Below are 26086 nucleotides of genomic sequence, written 5' to 3'. Positions count from 1 at the left end.
GGGGCGTCCGCCCACCATCACCTCCGACAGCTTGTGTGTAGCCAGGCCAACGAACATCGCACCGACAAGTCCTCGAGAGGTTGGTGTAAAGTGGGCGGCCGCGTGACCATCGCGACACGAACCATCGCGGCTGACAAGCGGTCAAGAGTCCAGCCCAGAAGAATGCCGAGACAATCCTTCGATGAAATCGCTCAGGAACTCGACGGAACCGTGTGATCGCCCCTATGTTCGCTTGCGCACGAAGCCCGCGCCAATCCTAGCGCCGCTTCGCCAGCATGAAGCGCGACAGCACGACAACGAGGCCGAAGAAGATCGTCGCGGCGATGAAGAGGAAGGCCGCTGCCGCAATCGCTGGGCTGATGTTCTCGCGAATACTAGAGAACATCTGCCGGGCCAGAGTGCGCTGGTTGGGGCCGGCGACGAAAAGTGTGAGCACAACTTCGTCGAGCGAGGTGGCGAAGGCCAACACCGCGCCGGAGAGTACGCCTGGCAGAGCGAGCGGCAGCGTCACGCGGTGGAAGACCGTTGCGGGCGAAGCACCCAGGCTTTGTGCAGCGAGTTCCACGCGCTCGTCGATGCCGTCAAGCGCCCCGATTACGCTCACCACGACGAAGGGCACGGCGACCACCGTGTGGGCGATGATCACGCCGGCATAGCTGTTCGTCAGGCCGAAACCTGCAAGGAGCACCTGCATGCCGACCCCGAGCACGACGGCAGGAACCACCATCGGCAGTAGGAAGAGCGTGCGCATCGAGCCTCGAAAGAAGATGAGGCGGTTGCGCAGGCCTAGCGAGGCTGCGGTGCCGAGAACGGTGGCGAGCAGCGTCGTGCCCGTCCCGATGATCAGGCTGTTGAAGATCGCCCGTCGCCAGGCATCCGCCGTGAACAGTTCCTCGAACCAGCGCAGTGACCAGGACGGGATCGGATAGGTGAGGATGACGCTCGAGGTGAAGGCGAGCGGCAGGATGGCGATGAGCGGAGCAACGAGAAACAGGATCGTCAGCGAGGCGAAAGCGAACTTCGCAAGTTTCATCGGCATGACCTAGCGCCTCCCCGGTTCGCCAGTGGAGAGCCGCGCATAGACACTGTAGAGCAGCAGCGTCGCGACAAGCAGCACGACGCCAAGCGCCCCGGCCATGCCCCAGTTCGCAGAGCCCATGGCGTAGAAGGCGATAATCGAGCTGATCATCTGATCGCCCGGCCCGCCGATCAGCGCTGGCGTAATGTAGTAGCCTACTGCCGAGATGAAGACGAGCAGGCTGCCGGAGGCGAGGCCGCGCAGGCTCAACGGCAGCAGCACGCGCAGGAACGCGCGCCATGGCGGAGCCCCGAGCGAGGCGGCCGCCGGCATCAAGTTCTTCGGGATCGTGATAAGGACTGAATAGATCGGCAGCACCATGAAAGGCAGCAGCACATGCGTCATAGCGATAACGACCCCTGTACGGTTGAAGATCAGCGGCAGCGGCGCGTTGATCAGCCCGAGTGTTTGCAGAAGGTCGTTGATCAGCCCTTTTTCTTGCAGCAGGATGAACCACGCGGCGGTGCGCACCAGAAGCGAGGTCCAGAGTGGCAGCAACACGGCGGCCAGCATCAGGTCGCGCTTCCAGCCGGTAAGCGAAGCCGCGATCATTGCATAGGGGAAGCCGATTCCGGCGCAGGCGAAGGTGACGAGCGCGGCAATCCAGAAGGTGCGCACGAGAATAACGCGGTTGACCGACTGGTCGGCCGGCAAATGCTCGATATCGCCGGTGGAATTGCGGCTAAGATCGACGGCGGCGAGCAGGTTCCGGTCGGTGAGCGGCGAGAGCGCGTCGGCGATCGCCAGCCAGAACTCCGGCTTCTCCCAACGTTTGTCGATTGAGACCAGGTTGGAGGGCGGATTCGCCGTGTCGTCGAGCGCTCGCGTCGTCTTTGACATCAGCGTGCGGAAGCCGGAACGGGCGCTGTTGAGGCGGCGGACCATATCGCCGAGCGCCTGATCGTCATCGACGGCCTTCAAGTCTTCCATCAGCGCCATCTGCATGGGCACCGTTGGCGGCGACTTTCGGTCCCAATCCGTCAGCACGACGGCGCTGCGCGGAAGCAGGCGCAGCACGGCCTGATCCGACACGGCCTGCGACATCATACTGAGCAGCGGCCAGACGAAGAAACCTATAAGGAAGAGAAGCAGCGGCGCAAGAAGGGCGACCGACCGCCCGGCCCGGGACGAAACTGCACTCATGGTGCGATGACCCGGCAATCGTTGGCAGAAAAGGCCGCATAGACCTTGGTGCCAGGCGGAAATTCGCGCGACCGGCGACCGAGCTTGGCGATCAGCGGATGGGCGGCGTTTTGCAACTGCACGCGCAGGTGGTCACCTTGGTAAACGGAATCGGTCACTTCCGTTTCCAGGCAATTGCGAGCGTCGCCGCGCGTCTCGCTGAGGTCGACCCGCTCCGGCCGGATGGAGAGAAAAACGGACTGGCCCGAGGCCAAGCTGCCGGAACCGGCTGAAACGATGTGCGCACCGGACGGGAGGCGCACGATTGCCTCCTGCCCCTGCACGGTCTCGACGACACCTTCGACCAGATTGGTCTCGCCGATGAATTCCGCGACGAAGCGCGTCGCCGGTTCGTCATAGACCTGCCGCGGCGTACCGATCTGCTCGATCTTGCCCCTGTTGAAGACGGCGACGCGGTCCGACATGGTCAGCGCCTCCGACTGGTCATGTGTGACGAAGACGATTGTCAGGCCAAGGCGGCGGTGCAGGTCGCGGATGTCGAACTGCATCTGCTCGCGCAACTGCTTGTCGAGCGCGCCGAGCGGCTCGTCCATCAGCACGACGCGCGGCTCGAAGACCAGGGCGCGGGAAAGCGCCACCCGCTGTTGCTGCCCACCGGAGAGTTGTGAGGGCCGACGGTCCGCGAAGGCCGACAGTTGCACCATGTCCAGCGCCCGCGCCACGCGCTCGGCAATCTCCGCTTTGCCCAAACCGCGCATCTGCAACGGGAAGGCGACGTTCTCGCCGACCGACATATGCGGGAACAGGGCATAACTCTGAAAGACGACGCCCATGTCCCGCTTGTGGGTCGGAACGTCGTTGATCGCCGTCCCGTCCAGCAGGATCTTGCCGGAGGTCGGCTGCTCGAAACCCGCCAGCATCATCAGGAGCGTCGTCTTGCCAGAGCCGGAGGGGCCGAGCAGGCTGACGAACTCGCCCTTCCCGATACCGAGAACGAGGTTTTCAACCACACATAGGGGGCCGTAAAACTTAGTGATGCGGTCAAATTGAATGAATTCGGCCACGGAAGACTCCATCGCTAGAGGCGAAGGATGCGTCATCTGGAAGAGCATGGAACGCATCCGCCCGAGCAAGAAGGGCGTCCCATCGGGTACGCCCTTCACCGCGGATGTTCTTACTGGGCCAGCCAGGCATTGAAGCGCTGAGTCAGCGTTTCGGCATTATCGATCCAGAAGTCGACGTTGAGCGAGATCGCCTCTTTCATATTCACCGGATCGGTCGGCAGGTCCTTGGCGAATTCTGGCGGAACCCTCGCTGCGGCTTCCTTGTTCGGCAGCCCGTAAGCTACGAATTCCGGCAGCTTCGCCTGATGCTCGGGCAGGCTCGCGAAGGCGATGAAGTCCTGTGCAGCGTCCTTGTTTTCCGCATCCTTGAGCACCACCCAGCTATCAACGGCGTAAATGCTGCCCGGCCAGACCACCTTGAAGTTCTTGCCTTCCGTGCGGTTGATGCCGGTGATGCGACCGTTGTAGGCCGACGTCATCGCCACTTCGCCGGAAGCGAGGAACTGCAGCGGTTGGGCGCCCGATTCCCACCAAACGATGTGCGGTTTCAGCTCGCCGAGCTTCTTGAACGCGCGCTCGACCCCTTCGTCGGTCCCGAGCACGTCGTAGAGTTCGTCCTTAGAGACGCCATCGGCAAGCAGCGCGAACTCGAGCGTATATTTCGGACCCTTGCGCAGCGAGCGCTTGCCGGGAAATTTTTCGACGTTCCAGAAGTCCGCCCAGGAGACCGGCCCTTCCTTCAGCTTGTCGCCGTCATAGGCGATCGCCGTGGACCAGACGATTGCGCCGACACCACAGTCATTGACCGCAGATTCGAGGAACTTACCCTTGCCGCCCATTTTGTCCCAGTCGATCGTTTCGTAGAGACCGTCGGCACAGCGGAGTTGGATGAAGTGCTCCTCGACCGCGCCGGCGGCCGATTGGGGGCCACGCCGTAGCAGAGCAGGACGACCGGTATGCCGCTGGCTGGCTCGGAACGGACCGAGGGCCAGGAGGGCGATGAGCAGAAGGCGCTCGCTCACACGATCGCCTCCGGCTCCCGCGAGCCGGCGATGATGCCCGCGATCATCCGCCGGACCATCTCGGGAGTGGCGACGAGCACTACCCGCGCTACCGCTATTCACACGGCGGCAGGCCACTAGCCCAGCCCTGACGCCCCGGCCACGGGCCGGCCAGCCCTGCCTGGCAACGGCCACGAGCAGGATGTGCACCGCACTTCTAAGATCGACTTTGGTGTGCACTGATGCGATCGCCTAATCCAAATTTGGATGCCAAGTAGGCTCCCATAGGCTATGTCAAATTCGTTGCGAGCATCGGTGCTCCGCCGGAGCGATTTACGCATGCTGCTAATCACGGAAGACTAACTCAGAGGGGGAAACCATTTGGTGAATAGCCATCCCGTCGCTTTACTTGGTCTTGGCCGCACGTCCACCAGCTATATTAAACAGGTCGGATTGTTAAACTTTTTTTGGGCGGCGGTAGGCTTCCTCTTGCTTTTTTGCCTAGCTGGTTGTGCTACGCAGCACGTGGAGCCTCCAACGCTGCCCAACACTGAGTCCGCAGCGTCGCACAGGACTCAGACCGTTCGGTCACACCCAAGTTCCGGAACATTCGACCTCCTCTATATTACCGACCGCGCACCCATAACCGCTTCGGACACCGCGTTGTCCTATGGTGCTGAAAGAGCCATATTCTTGAGCTTCGGGTCGGTGTCGATCGCGTCGACACGCAAACCTCTCACCAGCAAAAATGAGTTACGTGTCAGCGCGGTTTCAGAGACTGGCCGGTTTCCGGCGACACCTTACGGCGTTGAGGCGACCGCAAACGGGCTAAGCCGCTCGCTGGAGGCGGTCACGGCCCACGACCAGGCCGCCGCATCGCTGCAGGCCGAAGTCGCTCGTCGGCTCTCAACAAGTGATCGTAAAGAAGTCGTGGTCTTCATTCACGGTTATGGCAACAGCTTCGACGCCGCCGCGCTCACCACAGGCGAGATTTGCAGGTCGCTGCAGAACCAGTTTGTCTGCATTGTCCTGACATGGCCTGCTGGAGGCTCCGGCGGCTTTTTCTTCGGCTACAATATCGACCGCGAGTCGAGCGAGTTTTCAGTCGCGGATCTTAAGAAAGCCATTCGCATCATCGCCGAAACTCAGGGGCTCGAGCGGCTTCACCTCTTGGCGCATAGCCGCGGGACCGATGTGCTCGCGAGTGTGGTCCAACAACTCAGCATTGAAGCATATGTTAGCCAATCCTCAATGTGGCAGCGCTACAAGATCGCGAACGTGGTGTTTTTCGCGCCTGATATTGATCTCGACGTGGCTTCTTCCAAGATGTTCGCGTGGGTATCGGATCCAGACCTTGCCTTCGGCAACAAACCAAGGCCGAGCACGGTCCCGCCTCAAGGCTCTCTGCATCTCACGGTTTATTCGTCTCCAAGGGACAAAGCGCTGGGGGCATCAACGCTGCTCTTCGGTAGCGCCTTGCGGCTGGGGCAGCTCGCTGTCGAGAGGCTTCCCGAAAACAGGAGCGAGGCGGCGTCCAGATGGGCAGGGTCTCAGATGGGTGAGTTAGTCGATTTCATCGAGTTTCCAGGCGGCGGCTTCATTGGCCATAGCTACTTCTTGTCCAATCCCGCCGTTAAAGCTGACTTCATTGCGCTTATCCGCGCTAGAGCAAAGGCTGGCGATCCCCGCCGCCAAATCGTCGAAATCAAACGGCCTTTCTGGCGGGTATCGGATGTCCAGCAGGCCTGGTGATAAGCGCTTTCAGCACTTCGAAACAATCCTACGGAGGTCTGGAGTCGACCGTCGGCGTTTCTGTTCTGAACACTCTCCTGCCTCGGAGGTTTCGGCACAGCCAGTCATTCTCCGTTGTGATTGCTGCGGCCGGTGGAGTCTGTGATTCGGCAAGAACGGTGGTTTGATCCCTCCTGCGCCATCCTGATCAGAGGACAGCGCCCAGCATCTCGGCTCCCGAGGTTTTTTCTCAACAGCCAAACCGTTATAAGGTTTTGGCAGAGACTTATAACAGGGGCGCGAAATGATTGAGACGATTTGTTCAGTAGAAGGGAGCGTCGCTTCGATCTGGTGATGGCCGAACTTGCCGCCGAGAGGCCGCCGCACTCGCGAAGGAGACGCTAATGATGAAAGAGATCGACATCAGCTACCGAGCGATGTTCGCGGAGCTAACGCAGCGGACGCTCGACGCGCAATTCGCGGCGGACTTCCCCTTAGAGGGATAGTTCGTGACCGTGACCGTCAAAGATCGTGACTATTGGTATTTCGATCTCCCTACCCCTCAAGGCAAGGACAAGCGAAGCTATGTCGGGCCACACTCCGACGAGGCGATCACGGAGCGGGTGAAGGCCCACAAGGAGATCAAGGACAACATCCGGGAGCGGAGGCGCATGGTGAGCACGCTGCGCCGTGCTGGCCTCCCCGGTCCCGATCCATTCGCGGGCGACGTCACAAAAGCCTTAGCCCGCCGGATTGCATGAAACGGATGTAAGCAATCGCCCCGGTATCGAAGTTCCGTTGCAGTTGCTCGATCGACAGGTCGAGAATCGTTGACAAGACTGCGGAGCGACCGGCTGCGTTGTTCACCAGAATGTCAATCCGGCCGTAAGCGGCGACGACCTGGTCGACTGCAGCGGTGATCTGGTCAAGCTCGCCCACCTCGCACACAATGCCGATCGCCGCGCCACCGGCTTCAACGATGTCCGCAGCGACGCGATCAACACCGTCAGAGGTCCTCGATGATGTTCGGTCACTGCGCCCATCTACGCCCGTGAGCGCCAAATCCATCCGTTCACTTCCGTACGGATCATGCACTACAAACCCGAGGGACGCCCATTCCCCAGAAAACCCGTGATGCCCTAACGCATATGTATGCGGGCGGCTGTCAGAGCGCATTTTTGTCCCTAGCACTACAGTTGCATATTTATCTATGATCTGAATCTATGGGTCTCCATGATTCGGAGGTCATGGATGGCAGGTGCATCAATCGAGACGACGCTTGAGCTTTGGGCATCATCGTTGCGCGACGTGAAGGCTCGCATGCGCGGACTGTTTACGCAGGAGCGAGTTGCAGCCTCTGCGAACCTTTTCCTGGACGGCTTGCTGGGTGACGAGCGGCGTAAGACAGGTTGGATGCGTGCTGAGGCGGCCGGTGATCCCGGCCCGTGGCGGCAACAAGCCATTCTGGGGCGCGGGCGCTGGGACGCGGACGCACTTCGCGACATCGTGCGAGAGTATGTCGTAGAAAACCTCGCCACGGATGATGCGGTCCTGGTCATCGATGAGACGGGCTTCCTCAAGCAGGGCAAGACATCGTGCGGTGTTGCACGTCAATATACAGGTTCGGCTGGCAAGATAACGAACTGCCAGATCGGTGTGTTCGCCGCCTATGTGTCCGATCGCGGCCATGCCTTTATCGATCGAGCCCTGTACTTGCCCAAGAGCTGGACTGGCGATCCGGCAAGGCTTGCAGCAGCTCATGTTCCTCAGGCTACAGCCTTCGCTACCAAGCCAGGCCTGGCTGTCGAGATGATACGGCGTGCGCTGGCAGCCAATGTGCCGTTTTCATGGGTGGCCGCAGATGCGGTCTATGGCGTCGGGGACATCGAAGGAACCCTGCGCCGAGCCTGCAAAGGCTACGTTCTTGGGGTTAAATCGGACCACCATTTCGGCTCGTGGTCGGGAAAGCCTCCGGTCGCCGGCACAGCGCAGGAGATCGCCCGTGATCTCGATCCAAGTGCATGGCAGCGTCTTTCCGCCGGTGAGGGCACCAAAGGCGCTCGGCTTCATGACTGGGCCTATTGCGAACTCGCCGACCTCGATGCCGACGAATACAACGAGACGAAATCTGGGCTTTGGACCCGTGGCCTCCTGATCCGGCGCAATATCAGCGACGGTGATCTCGCATTCTTCACCACATGGTGCCCGGCCGGGACGGGCATCCAGACGCTCGTTTCCGTTGAAGGCCATCGCTGGGCGATCGAAGACAGCTTCGAGACCGCCAAGAACGAGCTCGGACTCGATCACAACGAAACCCGGTCATGGCATGGCTGGCATCGCCACGTCTCCCTCGTCATGCTCGCCTTCGCCATGATGGCGGTGATCCGATACCGCGCCAATGACGCGACGCCCCAAAAAAGACTGCGGATGCCGACCATCAGGATTTAATCCGCTGGTCTATCCAGGAAGTCCGACGCATCGCCATAAGACTCGCTCAGCGTCGCATAAGCCCCGCCTACGTCATCGCATGGTCATGCTGGAGGCGCGCCCATCAGGCGGCCGCTCGACGAGCTCACCTCAAAACTAAAATGCAACTGTAGTGCTAGGTAGCGTATTCGGCTCGCCGCCCCGCCGGGACGGGGAAAACGCGGTCATAGGCGACATTGAAGACGAAATTGTAGACGAGATAGAAGGCTACAATGGCCAGGTCGAGCTGCAGCGTTTCGAACAACCCCATGTTCAGGTACCAGGCGATGGGCGGCAGCAGGATCGCCAAAAGGCCGATCTCGAACAGCACCGTGTGCACCAGACGCATTTTGAAGGTTTTGTTGGTGTCCCCGAACATCCGGCGCATACCGTGATCGAAACCGAGATTGAAAACGAAATTCCAGATCGTTGCAATTGTGGCGGAGCCGATGCCAACGACGCCCATATGCATGATGGGCTTGTTGAACAGATAGGCCGCAACCGGAGTGATAATCATCAAGCCAATGGCCTCAAACAACAATGCATGCCGAATCCGGTCCGGGAAAGTGCGCATCTTCACGACGCATCTCCTTTTGAGTTATGTTGATTAGAGCGCTTTATATCTGTATTCCCGAGATCATGAAGTTAGGTCCTATCTGGAAATAAGGTGGATGACGGTCTCGATGGAACAGCTGGAGGCCTTCGTTGCGGCGGCCGAACACGGCTCGTTCTCGGCCGCTGGCCGGGCATTACGCAAGGCGCAATCGGCCGTCAGCACGCAGGTCTCGAACCTTGAGGAGGATCTCGGACTGGAGCTGTTCAGTCGGCAGGGGCGCAATCCGACCCTCACTGCCGCCGGCGAACGCCTGTTGTCGGAAGCGAGGCTGATCCTCGACAGGCGTGAGCACCTGATCGGCGTGGCGGCCAGCTTTGAAGCGCATGTGGAGAAGCGTCTGGTGGTCGCTATCGACGAACTCTATCCCGAGCACGCGTTGGGCGAACTGTTTGCCGAGTTTGCCGTGCATTTTCCTCACGTCGAACTCGAGCTGCTGTTCCCGATGATGGAAGATGTCAGCCGGCTGGTCCTCGATGGGAAAGCGGATATCGGCGTCATGTGGCGGCAAGAGGATCTGCCCGCGGAGTTGGGCTTTCACACGATCGGATGGGTGCAGTTGAAATTGGTCTGTGGCAGGAACCATCCGCTTGCCAATGCGGTCGTCGGCTGGGAGGATCTCAAGCGTCACCGCCAAATTATGGTGACGGTGCGCACCGAAGGTATGGAACGGCACCGCCTTCGGGTGGCGGCGGAAGTCTGGTGGGTCGAGAGCCATTGGGTGATTCTGCAGATTCTAAAGCAGGGTATTGGCTGGGCTCTGATCCCTGCGCATATCCTTGCGAGATCCCCGGTGGCGCAGGATCTTGCGATCCCCGCGCTTCAATTCGACGACGGCGCGCATCCGGTGGCGTTAGAGCTGGTCTGGCACAAGCAACGCCCCAGCGGCCCAGCGGCGACATGGTTGCGGAAGCGCTTCGCGACGACCAAAATCGACATGGTCGCTGAGTGACGGCATCCCGGAGCATCTAGTTGCATCGGTGATTGCCACGAGGGCTTGGCGCGAGCCGAGGAAACTGGATGACATCTTGAGTCAGACTGCAGCCCTCGATTGGCATGCACCACTTGAGCGCGATGTTAGAGCAGATCCTGTTCAATCCGGGTCATACCCGGCAGCCCTGAAGTAGTTGGCACACTCGTCAGGAGTGAAGCGGGGTATCAAGGCGCCGACTGCGTCCCACAGGGCATCGATCTTTCGCTCCGCGCGGCCTCGCAGCATGGCTTTCAGTTTCGAGAATGCATTCTCGATGGGATTGAAGTCTGGGCTATAGGGCGGGAGGAACATAAGCTTGGCCCCGGCGCGCTCGATGGCATCCCGCACACCGGATGTCTTGTGTGCTGGCAAGTTGTCCATGACTACGACGTCCCCGGCCTGAAGGGTCGGCAGAAGTACCTGTTCGACATAGGCCAGGAAGACGTTGCCGTTCATCGCGCCGTCGTAGACAAACGGTGCGGTCATTCCGGTTAGGCGCAAGGCGCCGGTGAAGGTCGTTGTCTTCCAGTGCCCGTGCGGTACGCCGGCCCGGCAACGTTCGCCTCGCAGTGCACGCCCGCGCAGACGTGCCATCTTCGTGGAAAGGCCGGTTTCATCGATGAAGATCAGCTTCTCCGGATCGAGATCGAGCTGACCATCAAACCAGACGCGCCGGCGCTTCAGGACATCCGGCCGGTCTTGCTCCAGTGCGTGTGCGGTCTTTTTTTAAAGGTCCATCCTCGGCCTCGAAGCCAGGCGCCAAGTGCGCTACGGCTGATCTTCACCTGCCGTTCGACGGACAAGCGCTGGACCATTTCATCGAGCGTCACGTCCTTCCGCTCTTCGATCAGGGCGACAACAAATTCCTCGTGTGCGTCTACCGCCGATGGCCGCCTCCAGCCCTGCGGCCGAGGGGTCAGCTCGCCCTCTTTCGCTCTCGCGATCCAGCGGATCGCTGTCGAGATCCCAACTCCGAACCGGGCTGCAGCCTGTCGAGCTGACATGCCCGCTGCAGACGCTTTCAAAACCCGTATTCGAAGATCGTCGCTCAGTGCCTGGCCCATCATCCACCTCTTCGCTGTGGATGTTGAATCAGCTTCGGCCTGCGTCGTCACTTCACAATCGATTCATCGATCGCAGCACGTGCTCTAGTAAGAGCGCACAAGCTCAGCCATAGCGGTCTTGTCCGGGATCCGGCTGCAGAATCGGGACTGTCAGGAATTCTGTGCGGTGGGCCGGTTTCATCAGTTGAAGAACCGCTCGCCAAAGATGACGGCGAACTGTGTCTTTGCCTCGACCCATTCCCGCGGCGCCCGTTTCCATTGCTCGGCCGCGTTGTTAAGAACGAGATATAACAGCTTCATCGCGGCTTCGTCACCAGGGAAATGCCCGCGGGAACGCACAGCTCGCCGAAGCTTCGAGTTGAGGGCCTCTATTGCGTTCGTCGTGTAGATGATGCGGCGGACCCCTTCGGGGAAGGCGAAGAAGGGAACGACGTGTTCCCAGTTGCGCCGCCAGCTTTGAGCGATAGCGGGATATTTCTGGCCCCAGTACCCTTCCTCGAAGGCCTCCAGCGCCTTCAGGCCCGCCTCGGCATCTCGGGCGCGGTAGATGGCTCTCAACGCCGGCACAACGGTCCTTCTATCCTTGTAGGATACGAACTCCAACGAGTGCCGGATCAGGTGGACGATGCAGGTCTGGACGATTGTTTGGGGAAAGACGGCGGTGATGGCCTCGGGGAAGCCCTTCAAGCCGTCGACCACGGCGATTAGGATATCCTGGCAACCGCGGTTCTTCAGCTCGTTCATGACCCGCAGCCAGAACTTTGCCCCTTCCGTCTGCTCGATCCAGAGCCCGAGGATCTCCTTGCTGCCGTCAGCGAGCACGGCCAGGGCGACATAGACGGCTTTGTTGCGTACGAAGCCCTCGTCTCTGATCTTGACCCGGATGGCGTCGAAAAACACGAGGGGGTAGCAAAGCTCGAGCGGCCGGTTTTGCCACTCTCCAACGGCCTCCAGAACCGTATCGGTCACCGCCGAGATCAGATCCGGCGACACATCGATGCCGTAGAGCTCTTCAAGATGCCCCTGGATCTCGCGCACTGTCATACCACGGGCGTACATCGAAATGATCTTATCGTCGAAATCGGGAAACCGGCGCTGATATCTGGCGATCAGCTTTGGGTCGAAGGTACCCGCCCGATCGCGCGGGATGGTCAGCGTCATCTTCGATGTGCCAGTCAAAACCGTCTTCTTGGAGGAACCGTTGCGCCTGTTGGCGGGGCCGCCCTCCAGGCGCTCGACGTCGAGATGGTCGTCAAGCTCCGCATTGAGGATGCGCTCTGAAAGCGCCTTCTTCAGATCGTCCAGCAAACCGTCCTTGCCGAAAACCTCGGATGGATCACGTCCAGCCAGGAGCTGGTCCAGAAGTTCTTTCTCGATAGCCATGTGATGATTCTCTCCTTTTCATCATCATGGCCCACCGCACAGAATTCCTGACAGTCCCGCAGAATCTCTCGGGCCACCATGGCATGGGTGCCCTCATGACGAGGAGGACCGACGGATGCGCCCGGCCGTCGAAAGCTCCGGTGGCGATCTCGACGTCATTGCCCCTGATGATACGCCTGCTCATGCAAGCCTCCCTTTCAGCTGAAATATGATTGCAACATTCAAGGCGGAAGAGGTCATCTCCTAGCAGGCTGTTGAAGAAGTCAGTCGCGTTCGCACACGAAACCGGAATCGTCTCCGTTATGGACGTAGATGTGTCCGACAAGGCGTCCAGCGGAGCCGAGAGCTGCCCATCCACGACCACAGACCGGGTCGCTCTCGTCTTGTCCTTCCCATGAGAACTCTGCACAGGCGGATCCATCGCGTGCGCCATAGCGAACATCGAGAAAGCCCTTGAGCGCGACAAATGCGATTTCGCCGTCCGCTGTGCCCTGGAATGTCAGATGCGCCTCTTCGACGAGATCGAGGACGTCGTTGTCCCAGTTGTCCATCTCGACGATGCGCCAACGACCGGCGAAGGCCTTGGCGAAGGGAGAAACTCTCGCCATCAGCCTGTCTCCGTCATGAGCTTCGGCAGCCGCACCAGATTATAGGCGGCGGCCGCGAAGGTGAAGGCCCATCCGACGCGGTCGCGCCCGCGGAACTTCGTCTTATCCTGCCCCGCGACGGTTTTGATCCAGCCGAACGCCTCTTCGATGCGCTTGCGGATACGCAAGCTGGCCTTATAGCCGCAATGTCGCGTCGTGCGCCCATCAATGGCCGAACGGCGACCGTTGATGTTCTGCGTCACGTGGGGTGTCACCTTTATCGATCGCAAATCTTTGACGGAGTCTTTTGTGTCATATGCTTTGTCGGCACCCAGCGTGATCGCTTGTGGCCGGTCGGAGAAGGGTTCGATCATGGCAAGCGCCGCGACACGTTCGGCATATCCGCTGGCCTCTGTTAGGCAGGCATCGGCCAGTAGGCCATGGCGGTTCTCCATCAGCCCATGGCCCATAAAGCACAGCTGGCTTCCTTGCCTTTGCCTTTCTTATAAAGCTTTGCATCGGGGTCGGTCGTTGAAGCATGCGTCTCGTTGGAACGCCTTTCGCCGTGGAAGTCTGATCCCGCATTCCGACCGCCGCTATCTGATGGTGGTTCGCCATTATCGCCCCTTGGGCCGTCCTTCGGCTTGAAGCTCTTCATCGACGCCCAGGCCTCGACCAGTGTGCCATCGACAGAGAAATGGTCAGTTGACAGCAGCCGCTTTACCTTGGGCTGGGAAAGGATTGCACCCAGGAACTTCGCAGCGATGTCGCCATCAAGCAACCGGTCGCGGTTCTTCGAAAACACCGAGTGGTCCCAAGCCGGATCGTCAATGCCGAGGTCAACAAACCAGCGGAAAAGAAGGTCGTATTCCAGCCGCTCCATTAAAAGCCGTTCAGAACGGATCGAATAGAAGGCTTGCAAAAGCATGGCACGTAGAAGCTTCTCAGGCGCGATCGAAGGCCGTCCGATCGGCGAATAGAGTGCTGCAAAATCTCGTTCCAGCGAGACGAGTGCATCGTTCACGATCTGACGGATGGCACGTAGAGGATGATCTTTTCGAACACGATCCTCAAGATCGACATAGCTGAAGAGTTCGCCTGTCCTCACATCGCCGCCGCGCATCCATCAGCTCCAAATCGCAATACAGCGAGTGAATCATGACCAGAGCCCGGGCGCTAGGGCTTTTTCAACACCCTGCTAGGAGGACGACCCCAGTCACAGGCAGAAGCGATCTGCCGGCGCCGAACGGTAGGAACCTTTTCCTTTGTTGACTGAGGGCTAAGATCGGTGCATCGAAACAGGTACCAATCGCAGGCATGGTTCGTCTCCGAAAACCCTCAACTTCGCGGGGTCAGCGGCGGAGTTTCGTCGCCCGACAAAGCTTTCGGGCGCTGGCCATTCCCGAAATGGCTCATGACCTTGCCCTAGGGCCGTCTAGATCTCGCTCCAAGACCTTTCAATAAGCACCATTCCAGAGCTTTGTGTCGGCTTGCCTGGACGTCTGCAGCGGGACGAAGAGCCGACGTTTTTGTTCCGCCACCTGCTGAAATCGCGCATGACATTCCGCATCGTGTTTCATTCAAATCGTGTAGAATTGCCCCGTCGTCCTGGCTGTTGAAAAGATCAAAGCAAGCCGGAGGATTCTGCGGTGGACATCGCTGCCTGGTTGCGCAGTTTGGGATTAGAGGAATACGCGTCGGCGTTTCGTGACAACGACATTGACGCACAACTTCTCCTGCACCTGAAAGCCGAGGATCTCAAGGAACTTGGCGTTGCTTCGATCGGACACCGTCGCAAGCTTATTGATGCGATTGCGGATTTGCGAGACGAGGATGCCCGTTCAAGCAACGTATCGGTGGATCGACCTCTACCAGCGCCGACCGCTGCTTCGCCAGAGGCCGGTGCAGAGCGTCGGCAGTTAACTGTCATGTTTTGCGACCTCGTCGGCTCGACAGCCTTGGCATCGCGCCTCGACGTCGAGGATCTTCGCGAGATTATCGGTGCTTATCAGCAATGCGTGTCCGATACGATCAAGCGGTTCGGCGGCTTCGTGGCCAAATATATGGGCGACGGCGTGCTCGTCTATTTCGGCTATCCGCAGGCGCATGAAGATGACGCTGAGCGGGCGGTAAGGGCCGGCCTGGCGCTAATCGACATTGTCAATGAGCTTGAACTCTCAGATCCGCTGCAAGTGCGTATCGGCATCGCTACTGGAATCGTGGTCGTCGGAGACATTGTCGGTTTTGGTGAGGCTCGCGAGCGAGGCGTAATCGGTGAGACGCCGAATATTGCTGCGCGACTGCAGGGTTTGGCCGAACCGGACACGGTGGTGATCGGGGAGAGAACGCACCACCTCCTCGGCCATCTCTTTGATTTTCGTGACCTTGGCACCCTCGAGGTCAAGGGCTATTCCGAGCCCATCCGCGCCTACCAAGTGCTTCGACCGAGCATTCTGGATAGTCGTTTCGAGGCATTGCACGGCGAGCGGCTCACCCCGCTGGTGGGCCGCGAGAACGAAATCGAAGCGCTGCGCCACTGCTGGCAGCGCGCAAAGGGCATCGAGGGTCAGGTGATCCTTCTCGTGGGAGAGCCAGGCATCGGCAAATCGCGTATCACTGTTGCCGTCCTGGAGGAGATTGCGAACGAGCAGCGGACGCATCTTTGCTATTTCTGCTCGCCACATCATAGCGGTAGCGCCCTCTACCCGATCATCCGCCAGCTTGAGCGCGCCGCTGAAATGAGCCCAGATGATGACACCTCGACGAAACTCGACAAGCTTGAAACCCTGCTCGCGGCCACGTCGACTGCGGCGGAAGATTGCAGCCTCGTCTCAGATCTGCTCTCGTTGCCCAGCTCCGGGCGCTTCCCGACATTCGATCTCAGCCCGCAACAGCGAAAATCGCGAACCCTGCAGGCACTCGTACGGCAGTTGGAGGCCCTCGCCGGGCGGGAGCCCGTCGTGATGATCTTCGAGGATGTGCATTGGATTGATCCGACCAGCCTGGAACTTCTGGATCGAACTGTCGAACGCATTCGGATGCTGCCCGTGCTGCTTGTTGTGACTTTCCGGCCCGAGTTCACTCCGCCTTGGTCCGGGCAGCCGCACGTGTCAATGATGACACTTGGCCGCCTGGGACAGCGCGACGGAGTCGCGCTAGTCGAACATGTTCTTGGCCAACAAGACTTACCTGCGGAAGCCATTCAAGGGATCGTCGAGCGCACGGACGGAGTGCCCCTTTACCTCGAGGAGTTCACGAAAGCAGTGGCAGAAATGTGCGCGGAGGGAGACCACGCGCAGTCGACAGCATCGCCGGCGAGTCTTGGCATCCCGGCCACCCTGCACGCGTCCCTCATGGCCCGGCTAGATCGACTAGGCGCGGCGAAAAACGTGGCACAGATCGCCGCGGTTATCGGGCGGGAGTTCTCGCATGACCTTTTGGCCGCGGTGGCACCGTATGCGGCAACTGAGCTGCGGGCGTTCATCGATCAGCTCACCTCGTCCGGGATGGTCTTCCGGCGCGGAACGGCGGCCGATTCATTGTACCTCTTCAAGCATGCCCTTGTGCAGGACGCAGCCTACAACACGCTCCTGCGTCGTCCCAGGCAACAGTTACATGGCAAAATCGCTCGGACTTTGGAAGAGCTATTCCCAGGCCGGGCTGCCCGCGAACCCGAGGTCCTGGCCCATCATTTTGCAAAAGCAGGGCAAGCGGCCCGTGCGATCGACTACTGGCTCATCGCGGGGAAGCAGGCTGCCCAACGCTCCGCAAATCTAGAGGCAATCGATCACTTTTCGAGGGGTCTGAAGGCACTGGAAGCGCTTCCGTTAGGGTCGGAGAAGGACTGGAAGGAACTCGCTCTACAGACGGCACTCGGAACGGCGCTGATTTCCGTGCACGGATATGCTGCCTCCCAGACCGGCGCAGCATACGCTCGCGCACGCATTCTTTGCCAAAAATTCGGGGACGCCGCTGCCCTGCACGCGACCCTGAGCGGCGAGTTCGTTTACCACTTCGTTCGTGGTGACCGCGCAATGATGCGGCGGTTGACGAAGGAAGCCCGGCGGACTGCCGAGCGCACGGGCGACGATGCATTTCAGTTGGCAGGGCACCGTATGGATGGCATCACGGCGATGTACGACGGGTCCTTCATAGAGGCTTCCCACGAGTTTGAGACGATCCTGAGCCTCTATGATCCCGACCGCCACCGTCCGCCACCAGTACTGTACATCCATGATCCGAAATTTCAGCGCTTGCCTACTTGGCGATCCTCAAGTGGATTCTCGGGCAATCGGACACCGCGCGGGGTTTGGCCATCGAAGCGCTTCGGTATGCTGAAGAATTGAAGCAGGCGAACCTCACCGCCCACGTCAGAACATACGCGGGCGCCGGACTCCATGAGCTTCTTGGTGAAACATCTGCTGTGCGCCGGCATGCCGACGCTATCGTTGCTTTGGCAGATCAACATAGTCTGCACTACTGGCGACTGAACGGCCTGTTCCTGCGAGGTTGGGCGATCGCCCAGGGCGCGTCCGTTGAGGAAGGCTTGGCGGTTATGCGTCAGAATTTGAGGGCTCGATCCGCATTGGGTGTGAGTTGGTATCATGTCCGGTATCTTTGCATGCTTGCAACAACATTGCAGAAGTCCGGCGCAGCCGAATCTGCCTTGGCCGTCGTCGCTGAGGCGAAGGATCAAGCCGCTTGCCACTGCGAGCACATGTGGGATGCCGAAGTCGAGCGGATCGAGGCCGAGATGCTCGAGGTGTGTGCGCGTTCCACTGTGGAATGTGAAGCTAGGTTCCAATCGGCACTGGTAACCGCGCGACGTCAGAGCGCCAAGTCGTTCGAGCTCCGCGCAGCGCTTGGCCTTGCTAAGCTTTGGGCTGAGCACGGCCGCGGCGATGAAGCTCGGGATTTGCTCTGGCCGCTCTATGAGTCGTTCACCGAAGGGTTCAATACGCGCGACCTGACCCAGGCCAGGCAGTTGCTCGACAAGCTACATTGAGACAAGCCCTGAGCCGAATCCCTCGCCTTGACGGGAAGCGAGACCAGCGCACGTCCAGAAGCCTCATACGAGCTCGTCAAATGCCACCACTAAGTGGCATATAGAGGCATGGAGAAATTGGGCGACCACGATCTCGAGGCAATCAAGGTAACGGTCGGATCGGTCGAAGCGCTTGCGATGACCTAAACCGCGCTACGAGGTGCCACGGGTTCGACCGGGCGAGTGTTGTGGAACGATCGCCGGAGATCGAGGCGTATGTTTTCTAGGTCGATGACAACTTTGCGGATCACGTTTGGCAGGACGTTTATCATGTGCCAGCACGCGGAATGGTTCTCTTCGTGAAGTTCCAGGTGGACGTCATCATCCGGTTCCGTCGTTCGGACCGCTGACGGCAATGTCTGTATTGGGCGGCAGCAGCCACGAGCCGCCACGCGTGTCGACAATCGTCGAGGAACGTTCCGTCCAGCCGTAGCCGCCGCGCGTGAGCACCCTCACCCGGGTGGACTCGATATGCAGGGCAATCCGACATCCATCCCATTTCACCTTGGAGGCCCAGTCGCGCGCCTTCGGCGGCTTGTCGACAATTGTTGCAACGCATGGGTCGACACGCGCGGGCGGGGGATCGGGGGCGGTTTATCGGTCGTTTTCGCTGTTCTTCTTGCCACGGCGGCTAAACGTAGTGGAGACAGCGCATCAGCAATAGCTGCACAAATGGAATAAGGCGACGGGTCCTCACGCGGCCCCTCGCCGTGTATCACCCTCGGTCGGCGGATCGCGGAAGTCACAGTCATCTTCATGCATCCAGGACAGGTAAGCCTGCTAGCAGGCATGCCTAATAGGACGGACCTATTGACTCTCGGTGGCAGCGGCTCAACACTATTCGGTTTCCCACTTATTCAGAAACAAGTTGATTAGGGAGGAAAGCAATGGAAGCCGTCAATCGTAGATCCACACTCGCACTCGGTCTTACAATGGCCGCCACACCTTTGATCGCTTGGGTGACACCAGCAGCCGCCCAGACTTACGGCCCCGATGAGGGTGAGGAGATCGGTCCCGGTGTCAGAGTTGTTGCGCTTGGTGAGCGAGCTTCGGTCATCCCGGCTTATAAAATGGTCAAACTGCGGGATGTCGTTATCCAAGCAGGTGCGAAGACGCCGGACAACGTAATGACGAACGACATGCTTTGCCACATGACTGAGGGAGAACTTTCGGTCGTTCAGAACGAAAAAAAATTCACAGTCAAGAAGGGTGATGTTTGGACGTGCGCCAAAGCCGATACAACAGAAGGCACCCAGAACACGAGCAACTCGGTCGCGATCATGCGGATCATCGATTTGATGACCTCATAGGATGCGATGCACCGACGTGCGTTTGCCAGGCACTTAGGCCGCTCCTCGCCGTTTGTCGCCTTCAGAAGCCGGCATGAACACGACGCGCCCCGCCTTGATCCACACCGAGGAAGACCAAGCCCGGCAAATAAATGCTGAAGCCTGGAACAAGGTTGCACGAGACGCGTTACCGCGGCTCGCGCATTGCCGCGGCACCAGGTCCCCCAACCTGTTCAGAGTGCCCGCACCCCTTCCTCGTGCGGGCACTCACTTTCTCCGCCCTTCACGATTCGCAAGCCGTTCACTTTAGCTCGCCGCTTTCCGGCTTGCCTTTTGCTCGTCTGCGTTCGTCCAGCAGATTGAGCAAATCGGTGAGATCGTCCGCATCGAAATAATCGAGGCCGGTTTGCGATATGCCTTCCCATCGAGCAGGCCAGCCAGTGAAGCGATCAATCACGCTCCAAAAGCCATTGCTGTCGTCATGCAATTCGTATCGCTGGGTCATGCCGGCAGTTTAGCGCCTCCTTAAAGGCCGCGCTACGGCCCTCTATATTCGTGCGGTGGCTTTCGCGTCAACGACGAGCGCAATAATGTCCTGTGGCTTGCGCAATCGAGAGTTATAGGACCGAGGCTAGCGCTTACTTTTTAGAACGAACTTATTAAAGACTTAGTTTTGGGAGATATTATTTCCAGGGCCAGGTTGCTCGGCTTCCGGGTGCATCCCACCCGCCCCGCCCATCAAACTCCCCCGTTTGTTGAGTTCTCGGCAAGAACCGTTTTTCTGCGCACGCCTGTTGACGACGATCAGTGCCTGAGCGTGGATGAGCCATCCGCACCGACTGCCTCCAAGCGTCACCGCAAAGAGGTTCGAAGATGATAAGCAAACACGAACTGCACTCTAAGATTATCAGCAGTTGGGAGGCAGAAGGAGGCGCGCCGGACCGATCCGGCGAACTCCGTCAGTATGGTCGCAGTTTCCAGGGGGATGGAACCTACACGATCTATCATGTCACCTCGGGCGAAGTCGCAGAAATAAGAAGGTGGCGGTTGGACGGGCTCAGCCCCAGAAATGCGGCTCGGGCACTGCACATCCTAAATGACCCCTACCAGGGAGAAGAAAAATGACATCCTATGTTGGAAGTTTCAGATACCGGTTTCACCCGGTCGATTTCGCGATCAGATCAACGCCCGTGCTTTGTATCGGGATGATCGTTTTCGTCACCCTTTACGGCGTCCTCTGGTAAATGTCCCCGAAAAGCCGTGCCCATCGACAAGCATATCGACCCGCTCAAGGAGGTATTATGGCCGACGCACAAAAGATGAAGAAGCTGATCGAAGATTGCGAGCGAGACATCGCCGCGTGTCTGCATCCGGAAAGCGGCATTCCCGAGACCCATCTGCTTCAACAGCTATTGAGCCGACTCGACGGGCAACAAGCAAAAGAAGCGCTGGGAGACGACTGGCAAGGACGGTGGCATGATCCGGAAGGAGACGACGATATGAGTCCCTCCCCCCCGCTGTGGTGGACACAGCCGGAGTTCTTCGGAACGATTTGGAGGCTGAAGATTTAGGCGCGGTTGCTTATGCGGGCAGAATTCCACATGCGCTACGCTGGATCTGGAGCCCCGGTTAAGCAACAGACGGAGGCGCGGGTTGGTCTGGCGGCGGAACTTACCGTTGCCAGGTGATGTTGAGTGAGAATGCGAAGGCACCCTGAATGCACTCGCTCAACGGTTGCTGATCTCCTTGTCATCACCGCGCTATCCGTCCCGGCTTGGCTCGCATTCTAAGGAAGGGCCCGGTTGCCTCTTCAGTGACCGACCGTTAGACGCCCTCGCTTCGAGGTGTAACGTGAGTTCGTGTCGGCTCTATAGAACCCCTGCAAACGCCGACCTGAGCAGGCCCTCGCCGGAGGCGCTGCCATCTCAACGCCTCACCTGTGCTCAGTCCCGCCGGCCCGCTTCGATCCTCTGGAGAATTTCGCGCATCACACCTGCAGCAGAGTCGCTCGTCGAGAAGGAACGGCCGAATTCCGGTCTACAAACCGCCCTGCGGTGGTTGTATTTACTTTTAAGCAGGAACAAATAAGAACGCGGTCCAGTTAATTCCGTTGCTCTCAAACGAGCGACGTCTAGCGTCTCCAGCCGAGTTACTGTTTAAAGCTCGCCTCAGGATAGGGAGAACATATGGCCGACTCCCTCGACCACGCACCGGCACAAGCGAACAATCTGCCGCAGTTTCTGGCGCTGACCATCGGGGCAATCGGTGTGGTCTATGGCGACATCGGGACCAGCCCTCTCTACGCCTTCCGCGAGGCACTGCGCCCGTTTGGACCAGGTGGCGTTGGGCGGGACGAAGTCATCGGTCTCGTGTCGCTGGTACTCTGGACGCTGACCGCCATCGTGACCATCAAATATGTGCTCTTTCTGCTTCGGGCCGACAACGATGGTGAGGGTGGCACTTTGTCCCTGCTCGCGCTGTTGCTGAAGAAGGGCACCAAATATCCGGTCCTCATGTTTTTTGCCGGCGTTCTAGGCGCCGCCCTGTTCATCGGTGACGCGATGATCACCCCGGCGCTGTCGGTACTGTCGGCCGTTGAGGGTTTGAAGCTCGTCGCGCCGGCGCTTCACGACTACGTTCTGCCGATCTCCGTCGTGATAATCCTGCTGCTTTTTGCCGTCCAGTCACGCGGGACCGGTGCCGTTTCCGTGTTCTTCGGCCCGATCACGCTCGTTTGGTTTCTCGTGATGGCAGCTGCCGGCGTTGCGCATATTGGCGACGATCTGGCGATCCTTTCGGCTTTTAACCCGCTCAATGCGATCGGTTTTTTATGGAATGCCGGCCTCATCGGCTTTATCGTACTCGGCGCCATCTTCCTCACCGTGACCGGAGCTGAAGCGCTTTATGCCGATCTGGGCCATTTCGGTCGCCATTCCATCCAGGCGGCCTGGTTTGCGGTCGTCTTTCCCGCCCTCGCGTTGAACTATCTCGGGCAGGGCGCGCTGGTTTTGTCCCATCCCGATGCCATCTCCAATCCGTTTTTCCTGATGTTCCCGAACTGGGCCTTGTTGCCGATGGTGATCCTTGCCACGGCCGCAACGATCATCGCCAGCCAGTCGGTGATCACCGGAGCCTTTTCGCTTATACGGCAAGCGATCCATCTCGGCTTCCTCCCCCGCTTCGAAATCTGCTACACCTCGGAAACGCAAACGGGTCAGATTTACCTGCCCTTGGTCAACACCATCCTTTTGACCGGTGTTCTCGCCCTCATGCTGATGTTCGGTAGCTCCGAAGCCCTTGCCCCCGCATACGGCGTATCCATTACGGGCGCGATGGTGATCGATACCATTCTCGCCTTCGAATTCGTTCGGCGCCAATGGGGCTGGCCCGCTTTGACAGCCATAGCTGTCCTGCTTCCCCTGTTCAGTCTCGAACTGGTCTTCCTCGGCGCCAATCTGTTGAAGGTTCACCACGGGGGCTACGTGCCCATCCTCATCGCCGGCACCTTGATCACGATGATGTGGACCTGGCGGAAGGGTGTCAGCGTGCTGCGCGAGAAGACCGCCCGTCAGGACATCCCGCTGAGCCAGTTCATGGCCATAGTCGAACGAAAGTCCGAGCATGCTCCTGTCCAAGTCCCCGGAACAGCGATCTTCCTGACCGCCACGCCCGACACGACGCCGGCAGTTCTGTTGCACAACATCAAGCACAATCACGTCCTTCATCAGCACAACGTCATCATGACCATCAAGACCGCCCGGGTCCCTTACGTGCCCGAGAAGGACCGCTACACAATTACAAAGCTGTCTGATCGGTTCAGCCTGCTGGAGCTGAGGTTCGGCTTCATGGACGATCAGAATGTCTCACGGGCGCTGGCGCGCTGTCGAAAGGAGGGTTTCAAGTTCGAGATCATGTCGACGTCCTTTTATCTCGGCCGGCGCAAGCTGATAGCCGACCCCCAGTCAGGGCTGCCCCAATGGCAAGACAAGCTCTTCATCGCCATGGCGGACTCGGCGATTGATCCAACCGAGTACTTTCATCTGCCAGCTAATCGAGTCGTCGAGCTGGGAGAGCAAGTCATTATCTAAGTGCGCACTCCGCGCTAGCAGCGGCATCACCGGGCATCAGCCGCGCGTAGCTAGATCTGGACCCAGTTTAAGGAACATTTCAACAAGCAAGCGGTTAAAAGAGAGTTCCTATTCAGACGGAAGTTCTCCGCTGAAACGTTGGCTTAGCGGACAATCGCACAAGTCGACCAACTGCAGCGCTCCTTTTCAATCCGGGAGCGCTGCCCTTCTTGGCGCCTCTTAGCTTTCGACAGATTCATGCGGAACATACCGTCGCCTGCAGGGTTGAGCACGATAGACGGAGGAAACCCGAATGGATCCGGTCAACGTCGCTGGCATCATGATTCTCCTTGGTATCGTTGCGATATTTGCCGTGACGTGGCTCGAGGCCCAGGAGTAAATCAGGGACTGATCGTTTCCTGTTCCAGACCTGGATTCGTTAACGGAGGCCGTCCTCGGTTGGTCTCAGGATCTCCCTGTTATGCTATTCCCAACGCCCTTGGATGGCCACTCAGCTCTTAGCAGGTAACCTGCAGCTCTTGTGAGTACGCAGGCGCGCACGTGCGCTTGAAGGAGATCGGGAGGTGCTCCCTCTAGATCAATGACTTGGGTTGTTTCTGCAAAGTCCCTTGGAAAGTTTAATGCTAGAGAGAATGCAAAGAGGGAAACGGCGCAACTTGGCCACGGCGCTCGCTGCGGACCCCGTCAATTTCACTGGTTCAGAACTCGGGAAATTTGCGACGACTGAGATGCAGCAGTGTGATCAACGCACATCTCAAATTGAGTCCGAGCCCCCCACAGTGGCGCAGCGGCTTATCCCATTCCGCGCGCACCTGCCGACGAATCGGTGCGGTGCGACGGTAGCGTCGCGGCTGCGGAGGCGGGCAGCCGATAGGCTTTCGCGGACCGAACGCCGTCGAAGAACTCGATGGGACGCCCGCCGGGGCTCGAGGGCGTCATCGGCATGGTCGGCAGCACCGCGCCCAGCCTACAGATGCTTCATCGCGGTTGCTCGTTCCGCATCAGGCCCCTGTAATATGCTCCTCTCTTAGGAAAGGAGTGGTTCGCCACCACCTTGGCCCTGAGAGAGTTCTTCTGGGTTGCAGAGTTCACGTTGTGGCCGATATTGATCGGCTCCGACGTGACCCCTCGATAGTAGCTGCCACCTGCGAGTGCTGCGACCGGTGCACTGAAGATTGCGGCGGCCAAGATGACTGTTGGGAATGGGATGGTCGCAGGCTTGGTCATCGTCTTTTATCCTTATGTGTGTGAATCGTTGGCAGACGTCCCGGCGCGGCTATGTAACCTGTCCAATCGGAGCCAGTGCGGATCCATGCTCTTCCTTCCGGGTCAGGGAAGTACAACAGGGCCATGGACAGGAAGCGCTGGACGGCCGGGCATTCGGGTACCTTGTGGAAGCGGCGTACCTCCTTTGGGATATCGGCGTCGGCCTTCGAGACGCGATTGCCGACGACCTTAAGTCCGGTCCGCTACGCGTCGCCTTTGCGGACGCGGAGTCGGAGACCGACGCGATCTGGGCGGTTTGTCCGACGACCAGGCTCTGCCCGCCCAAGGTTTGCGTTTTATCGACAAGCTTGTGAACGCCCTCTCGAAACCAAGAGCGCAGTCCCGATGTCTTGGGTCGCCGCGTGCTCGCGAATGCCCTGCAGCGCCGGCTCTGCGGGGCCGGCGACGTTTCCATCGCCGGCCCGGATTTTCTTAGGCTTTGATGAACTCGAGCAGATCCGCATTGATCACATCGGCATGCGTCGTTAGCATGCCGTGCGGATAACCCTTGTACACTTTCAGTGTACCGTTTTTCAGAAGCTTAACAGCGAGGCGCGCAGAGCTGTCGATCGGCACGATCTGGTCGTCGTCTCCGTGCATCACCAGCGCCGGCACCTCGACCCTCTTGAGGTCCTCGGTGAAGTCGGTCTCTGAGAACGCCTTGATCCCGTCATAATGGGCCTTGGCACTGCCCATCATTCCCTGCCGCCACCAGTTCTGGATCACGCCGGTCGAGACCTGCGCACCGGGGCGGTTGAATCCATAGAAAGGTCCGCTCGGCAGATCGAGGAAGAACTGCGCGCGGTTTGCAGCGAGCTGAACGCGCAGACCATCGAACACCTCGATCGGAAGTCCGCCGGGGTAAGCTTCCGTCTTGAGCATGATCGGCGGCACCGCGCCGACCATGACAAGTTTGGCGACTCGTCCGGCACCGTGGCGAGCGACATAGGCCAGAGCCTCGCCGCCGCCGGTGGAGTGGCCGATGTGAATGGCATCGCGCAGATCGAGCTCAGTTGAAAGTGCGGCGACATCCGCTGCATAGTGCGCCATGTCATGGCCATCGCCGACCTGGGTCGAGCGACCGTGGCCGCGACGGTCGTGGGCAATGACGCGATAGCCCTTGCCCAGGAAATAGAGCATCTGCGCGTCCCAATCGTCGGAGGAAAGTGGCCAACCGTGGTGAAAGACGATCGGCTGCCCGGAGCCCCAGTCCTTGTAAAAGATTTCGACACCGTCCTCGGTCTTGATGAAATTTTGCGTCATGGAAGCCATTCCTTTTGCTTTGGTTCGAGATAG

22 protein-coding genes and 3 pseudogenes are annotated in these 26086 nt (G+C 59.3%); 11 read left to right on the top strand and 14 right to left on the bottom strand.

Annotated elements, in window-relative coordinates:
* Nucleotides 1–256 precede the first annotated feature (256 nt).
* From JOH52_RS27375 to JOH52_RS27360, 4 genes and pseudogenes are all read right to left on the bottom strand, one after another.
* Nucleotides 257–1039: an ABC transporter permease gene (locus JOH52_RS27375; RefSeq protein ID WP_015242094.1), complete on the bottom strand. Its 783-nt coding sequence runs from the start codon at nt 1037–1039 to the stop codon at nt 257–259.
* 3 nt (nt 1040–1042) lie between these two features.
* Complete coding sequence (locus JOH52_RS27370) at nt 1043–2221, bottom strand: ABC transporter permease (protein WP_014531400.1); 1179 nt, start codon at nt 2219–2221, stop codon at nt 1043–1045.
* The gene (locus tag JOH52_RS27365) at nt 2218–3333 is read right to left on the bottom strand and encodes an ABC transporter ATP-binding protein (protein WP_017265790.1); all 1116 of its coding nucleotides are present in this window, start codon (nt 3331–3333) and stop codon (nt 2218–2220) included. Before JOH52_RS27365 ends, JOH52_RS27370 begins: the two co-directional genes overlap by 4 nt.
* 62 nt (nt 3334–3395) lie before the next feature.
* Nucleotides 3396–4169: pseudogene (locus tag JOH52_RS27360) on the bottom strand (ABC transporter substrate-binding protein); the annotation flags it as partial.
* A gap of 498 nt (nt 4170–4667) precedes the next feature.
* Here JOH52_RS27360 and JOH52_RS27355 point away from each other — a divergent pair.
* Together JOH52_RS27355 and JOH52_RS27350 are read left to right on the top strand one after the other, a co-directional pair.
* Nucleotides 4668–6038, top strand: a complete 1371-nt coding sequence (locus JOH52_RS27355) for an alpha/beta hydrolase (RefSeq protein ID WP_017265792.1) — start codon at nt 4668–4670, stop codon at nt 6036–6038.
* A 383-nt stretch (nt 6039–6421) separates the two neighbouring features.
* Nucleotides 6422–6763: pseudogene (locus JOH52_RS27350) on the top strand (nucleotidyltransferase family protein); the annotation flags it as partial.
* Here the strand turns inward: JOH52_RS27350 and JOH52_RS27345 are convergent.
* Nucleotides 6747–7085 (bottom strand): SDR family NAD(P)-dependent oxidoreductase, encoded by a 339-nt coding sequence (locus tag JOH52_RS27345; protein ID WP_013845641.1) that lies wholly within the window; start codon nt 7083–7085, stop codon nt 6747–6749. The pseudogene JOH52_RS27350 and the gene JOH52_RS27345 sit on opposite strands and share 17 nt — an antisense overlap.
* Before the next feature lie 165 nt (nt 7086–7250).
* On the opposite strand from JOH52_RS27345, the gene JOH52_RS27340 reads away from it, so the two are divergent.
* The gene (locus JOH52_RS27340) at nt 7251–8465 is read left to right on the top strand and encodes an IS701-like element ISRm31 family transposase (RefSeq protein ID WP_080597544.1); all 1215 of its coding nucleotides are present in this window, start codon (nt 7251–7253) and stop codon (nt 8463–8465) included.
* A 154-nt stretch (nt 8466–8619) separates the two neighbouring features.
* Here JOH52_RS27340 and JOH52_RS27335 read toward each other — a convergent pair whose 3' ends face one another.
* Nucleotides 8620–9063 carry a PACE efflux transporter gene (locus JOH52_RS27335; RefSeq protein WP_010967942.1) on the bottom strand — a complete coding sequence of 148 codons (444 nt, stop codon included), beginning with the start codon at nt 9061–9063 and terminating at the stop codon, nt 8620–8622.
* A 91-nt stretch (nt 9064–9154) separates the two neighbouring features.
* On the opposite strand from JOH52_RS27335, the gene JOH52_RS27330 reads away from it, so the two are divergent.
* Complete coding sequence (locus JOH52_RS27330) at nt 9155–10048, top strand: LysR family transcriptional regulator (RefSeq protein ID WP_010967943.1); 894 nt, start codon at nt 9155–9157, stop codon at nt 10046–10048.
* Nucleotides 10049–10189: 141 nt separating this feature from the next.
* Here JOH52_RS27330 and JOH52_RS27325 read toward each other — a convergent pair.
* The 4 genes and pseudogenes from JOH52_RS27325 to JOH52_RS27310 all read right to left on the bottom strand — a co-directional run bounded on the left by JOH52_RS27325 (nt 10190) and on the right by JOH52_RS27310 (nt 14226).
* Nucleotides 10190–11133, bottom strand: a protein-coding gene (locus JOH52_RS27325; RefSeq protein WP_186808768.1) for an IS630-like element ISRm10-1 family transposase whose coding sequence is annotated in 2 segments (ribosomal slippage) — nt 10190–10797 and nt 10797–11133 — 945 coding nt in all. Because the reading frame shifts where the segments join, the coding sequence is not laid out codon by codon here.
* Between the two features lie 180 nt (nt 11134–11313).
* The gene (locus tag JOH52_RS27320; protein WP_010967204.1) at nt 11314–12516 is read right to left on the bottom strand and encodes an IS256-like element ISRm3 family transposase; all 1203 of its coding nucleotides are present in this window, start codon (nt 12514–12516) and stop codon (nt 11314–11316) included.
* A 263-nt stretch (nt 12517–12779) separates the two neighbouring features.
* A complete protein-coding gene (locus JOH52_RS27315; protein WP_013845644.1) occupies nt 12780–13124 on the bottom strand; it encodes a hypothetical protein in 345 nt (114 codons plus the stop codon).
* A pseudogene (locus JOH52_RS27310) lies at nt 13124–14226 on the bottom strand (IS5 family transposase). The gene JOH52_RS27315 and the pseudogene JOH52_RS27310 overlap by 1 nt, the downstream one beginning before the upstream one ends.
* 526 nt (nt 14227–14752) lie before the next feature.
* On the opposite strand from JOH52_RS27310, the gene JOH52_RS27305 reads away from it, so the two are divergent.
* From JOH52_RS27305 to JOH52_RS35380, 3 genes are all read left to right on the top strand, one after another.
* Complete coding sequence (locus JOH52_RS27305) at nt 14753–17449, top strand: AAA family ATPase (RefSeq protein WP_014531383.1); 2697 nt, start codon at nt 14753–14755, stop codon at nt 17447–17449.
* Nucleotides 17413–18108 carry a CyaI4 adenylate/guanylate cyclase gene (locus JOH52_RS35385; RefSeq protein ID WP_014531382.1) on the top strand — a complete coding sequence of 232 codons (696 nt, stop codon included), beginning with the start codon at nt 17413–17415 and terminating at the stop codon, nt 18106–18108. Before JOH52_RS27305 ends, JOH52_RS35385 begins: the two co-directional genes overlap by 37 nt.
* 311 nt (nt 18109–18419) lie before the next feature.
* Complete coding sequence (locus tag JOH52_RS35380; RefSeq protein WP_234705654.1) at nt 18420–18497, top strand: hypothetical protein; 78 nt, start codon at nt 18420–18422, stop codon at nt 18495–18497.
* On the opposite strand, the gene JOH52_RS36250 is transcribed toward JOH52_RS35380, so the two are convergent.
* Nucleotides 18469–18603: a hypothetical protein gene (locus JOH52_RS36250; RefSeq protein ID WP_017267317.1), complete on the bottom strand. Its 135-nt coding sequence runs from the start codon at nt 18601–18603 to the stop codon at nt 18469–18471. The genes JOH52_RS35380 and JOH52_RS36250 overlap by 29 nt on opposite strands.
* 431 nt (nt 18604–19034) lie before the next feature.
* Between JOH52_RS36250 and JOH52_RS27295 the strand changes: the two genes are divergently transcribed.
* Nucleotides 19035–19457 (top strand): hypothetical protein, encoded by a 423-nt coding sequence (locus JOH52_RS27295; RefSeq protein WP_010967949.1) that lies wholly within the window; start codon nt 19035–19037, stop codon nt 19455–19457.
* Nucleotides 19458–19737: 280 nt separating this feature from the next.
* Here the strand turns inward: JOH52_RS27295 and JOH52_RS27290 are convergent, their stop codons facing one another.
* The gene (locus JOH52_RS27290) at nt 19738–19941 is read right to left on the bottom strand and encodes a hypothetical protein (protein ID WP_014531379.1); all 204 of its coding nucleotides are present in this window, start codon (nt 19939–19941) and stop codon (nt 19738–19740) included.
* Nucleotides 19942–20557: 616 nt separating this feature from the next.
* Here JOH52_RS27290 and JOH52_RS35995 point away from each other — a divergent pair.
* From JOH52_RS35995 to JOH52_RS27280, 3 genes are all read left to right on the top strand, one after another.
* Nucleotides 20558–20680: a hypothetical protein gene (locus JOH52_RS35995; RefSeq protein ID WP_013845650.1), complete on the top strand. Its 123-nt coding sequence runs from the start codon at nt 20558–20560 to the stop codon at nt 20678–20680.
* 57 nt (nt 20681–20737) lie between these two features.
* Complete coding sequence (locus JOH52_RS27285; RefSeq protein WP_013845651.1) at nt 20738–21007, top strand: hypothetical protein; 270 nt, start codon at nt 20738–20740, stop codon at nt 21005–21007.
* A 615-nt stretch (nt 21008–21622) separates the two neighbouring features.
* The gene (locus JOH52_RS27280) at nt 21623–23524 is read left to right on the top strand and encodes a potassium transporter Kup (protein ID WP_013845652.1); all 1902 of its coding nucleotides are present in this window, start codon (nt 21623–21625) and stop codon (nt 23522–23524) included.
* Nucleotides 23525–24502: 978 nt separating this feature from the next.
* Here the strand turns inward: JOH52_RS27280 and JOH52_RS36240 are convergent.
* Together JOH52_RS36240 and JOH52_RS27275 are read right to left on the bottom strand one after the other, a co-directional pair.
* Nucleotides 24503–24751 carry a hypothetical protein gene (locus JOH52_RS36240; protein WP_013845653.1) on the bottom strand — a complete coding sequence of 83 codons (249 nt, stop codon included), beginning with the start codon at nt 24749–24751 and terminating at the stop codon, nt 24503–24505.
* A 471-nt stretch (nt 24752–25222) separates the two neighbouring features.
* The gene (locus tag JOH52_RS27275) at nt 25223–26062 is read right to left on the bottom strand and encodes an alpha/beta fold hydrolase (protein WP_017264864.1); all 840 of its coding nucleotides are present in this window, start codon (nt 26060–26062) and stop codon (nt 25223–25225) included.
* Nucleotides 26063–26086: the final 24 nt, after the last annotated feature.

The sequence above is a fragment of the Sinorhizobium meliloti genome, from assembly GCF_017876815.1.
In the GTDB taxonomy this organism is placed as follows: Bacteria; Pseudomonadota; Alphaproteobacteria; order Rhizobiales; family Rhizobiaceae; genus Sinorhizobium; species Sinorhizobium meliloti.
The sequence above is the reverse complement of the archived record's forward strand: the minus strand, read 5'-3'. Positions and strand labels throughout refer to the sequence as shown.

Excerpts from the sequence above, each read along its gene's own strand:
- JOH52_RS27375 (WP_015242094.1), bottom strand. The coding sequence starts at position 1,039 with ATGCCGATGAAACTTGCGAAGTTCGCTTTCGCCTCGCTGACGATCCTG.
- JOH52_RS27370 (WP_014531400.1), bottom strand. The coding sequence starts at position 2,221 with ATGAGTGCAGTTTCGTCCCGGGCCGGGCGGTCGGTCGCCCTTCTTGCG.
- JOH52_RS27365 (WP_017265790.1), bottom strand. The coding sequence starts at position 3,333 with ATGCTCTTCCAGATGACGCATCCTTCGCCTCTAGCGATGGAGTCTTCC.
- JOH52_RS27345 (WP_013845641.1), bottom strand. The coding sequence starts at position 7,085 with ATGGATTTGGCGCTCACGGGCGTAGATGGGCGCAGTGACCGAACATCA.
- JOH52_RS27340 (WP_080597544.1), top strand. The coding sequence starts at position 7,251 with ATGATTCGGAGGTCATGGATGGCAGGTGCATCAATCGAGACGACGCTT.
- JOH52_RS27330 (WP_010967943.1), top strand. The coding sequence starts at position 9,155 with ATGACGGTCTCGATGGAACAGCTGGAGGCCTTCGTTGCGGCGGCCGAA.
- JOH52_RS27320 (WP_010967204.1), bottom strand. The coding sequence starts at position 12,516 with ATGGCTATCGAGAAAGAACTTCTGGACCAGCTCCTGGCTGGACGTGAT.
- JOH52_RS27315 (WP_013845644.1), bottom strand. The coding sequence starts at position 13,124 with ATGGCGAGAGTTTCTCCCTTCGCCAAGGCCTTCGCCGGTCGTTGGCGC.
- JOH52_RS27295 (WP_010967949.1), top strand. The coding sequence starts at position 19,035 with ATGGAAGCCGTCAATCGTAGATCCACACTCGCACTCGGTCTTACAATG.
- JOH52_RS27290 (WP_014531379.1), bottom strand. The coding sequence starts at position 19,941 with ATGACCCAGCGATACGAATTGCATGACGACAGCAATGGCTTTTGGAGC.
- JOH52_RS35995 (WP_013845650.1), top strand. The coding sequence starts at position 20,558 with ATGACATCCTATGTTGGAAGTTTCAGATACCGGTTTCACCCGGTCGAT.
- JOH52_RS27285 (WP_013845651.1), top strand. The coding sequence starts at position 20,738 with ATGGCCGACGCACAAAAGATGAAGAAGCTGATCGAAGATTGCGAGCGA.
- JOH52_RS27280 (WP_013845652.1), top strand. The coding sequence starts at position 21,623 with ATGGCCGACTCCCTCGACCACGCACCGGCACAAGCGAACAATCTGCCG.
- JOH52_RS36240 (WP_013845653.1), bottom strand. The coding sequence starts at position 24,751 with ATGACCAAGCCTGCGACCATCCCATTCCCAACAGTCATCTTGGCCGCC.
- JOH52_RS27275 (WP_017264864.1), bottom strand. The coding sequence starts at position 26,062 with ATGGCTTCCATGACGCAAAATTTCATCAAGACCGAGGACGGTGTCGAA.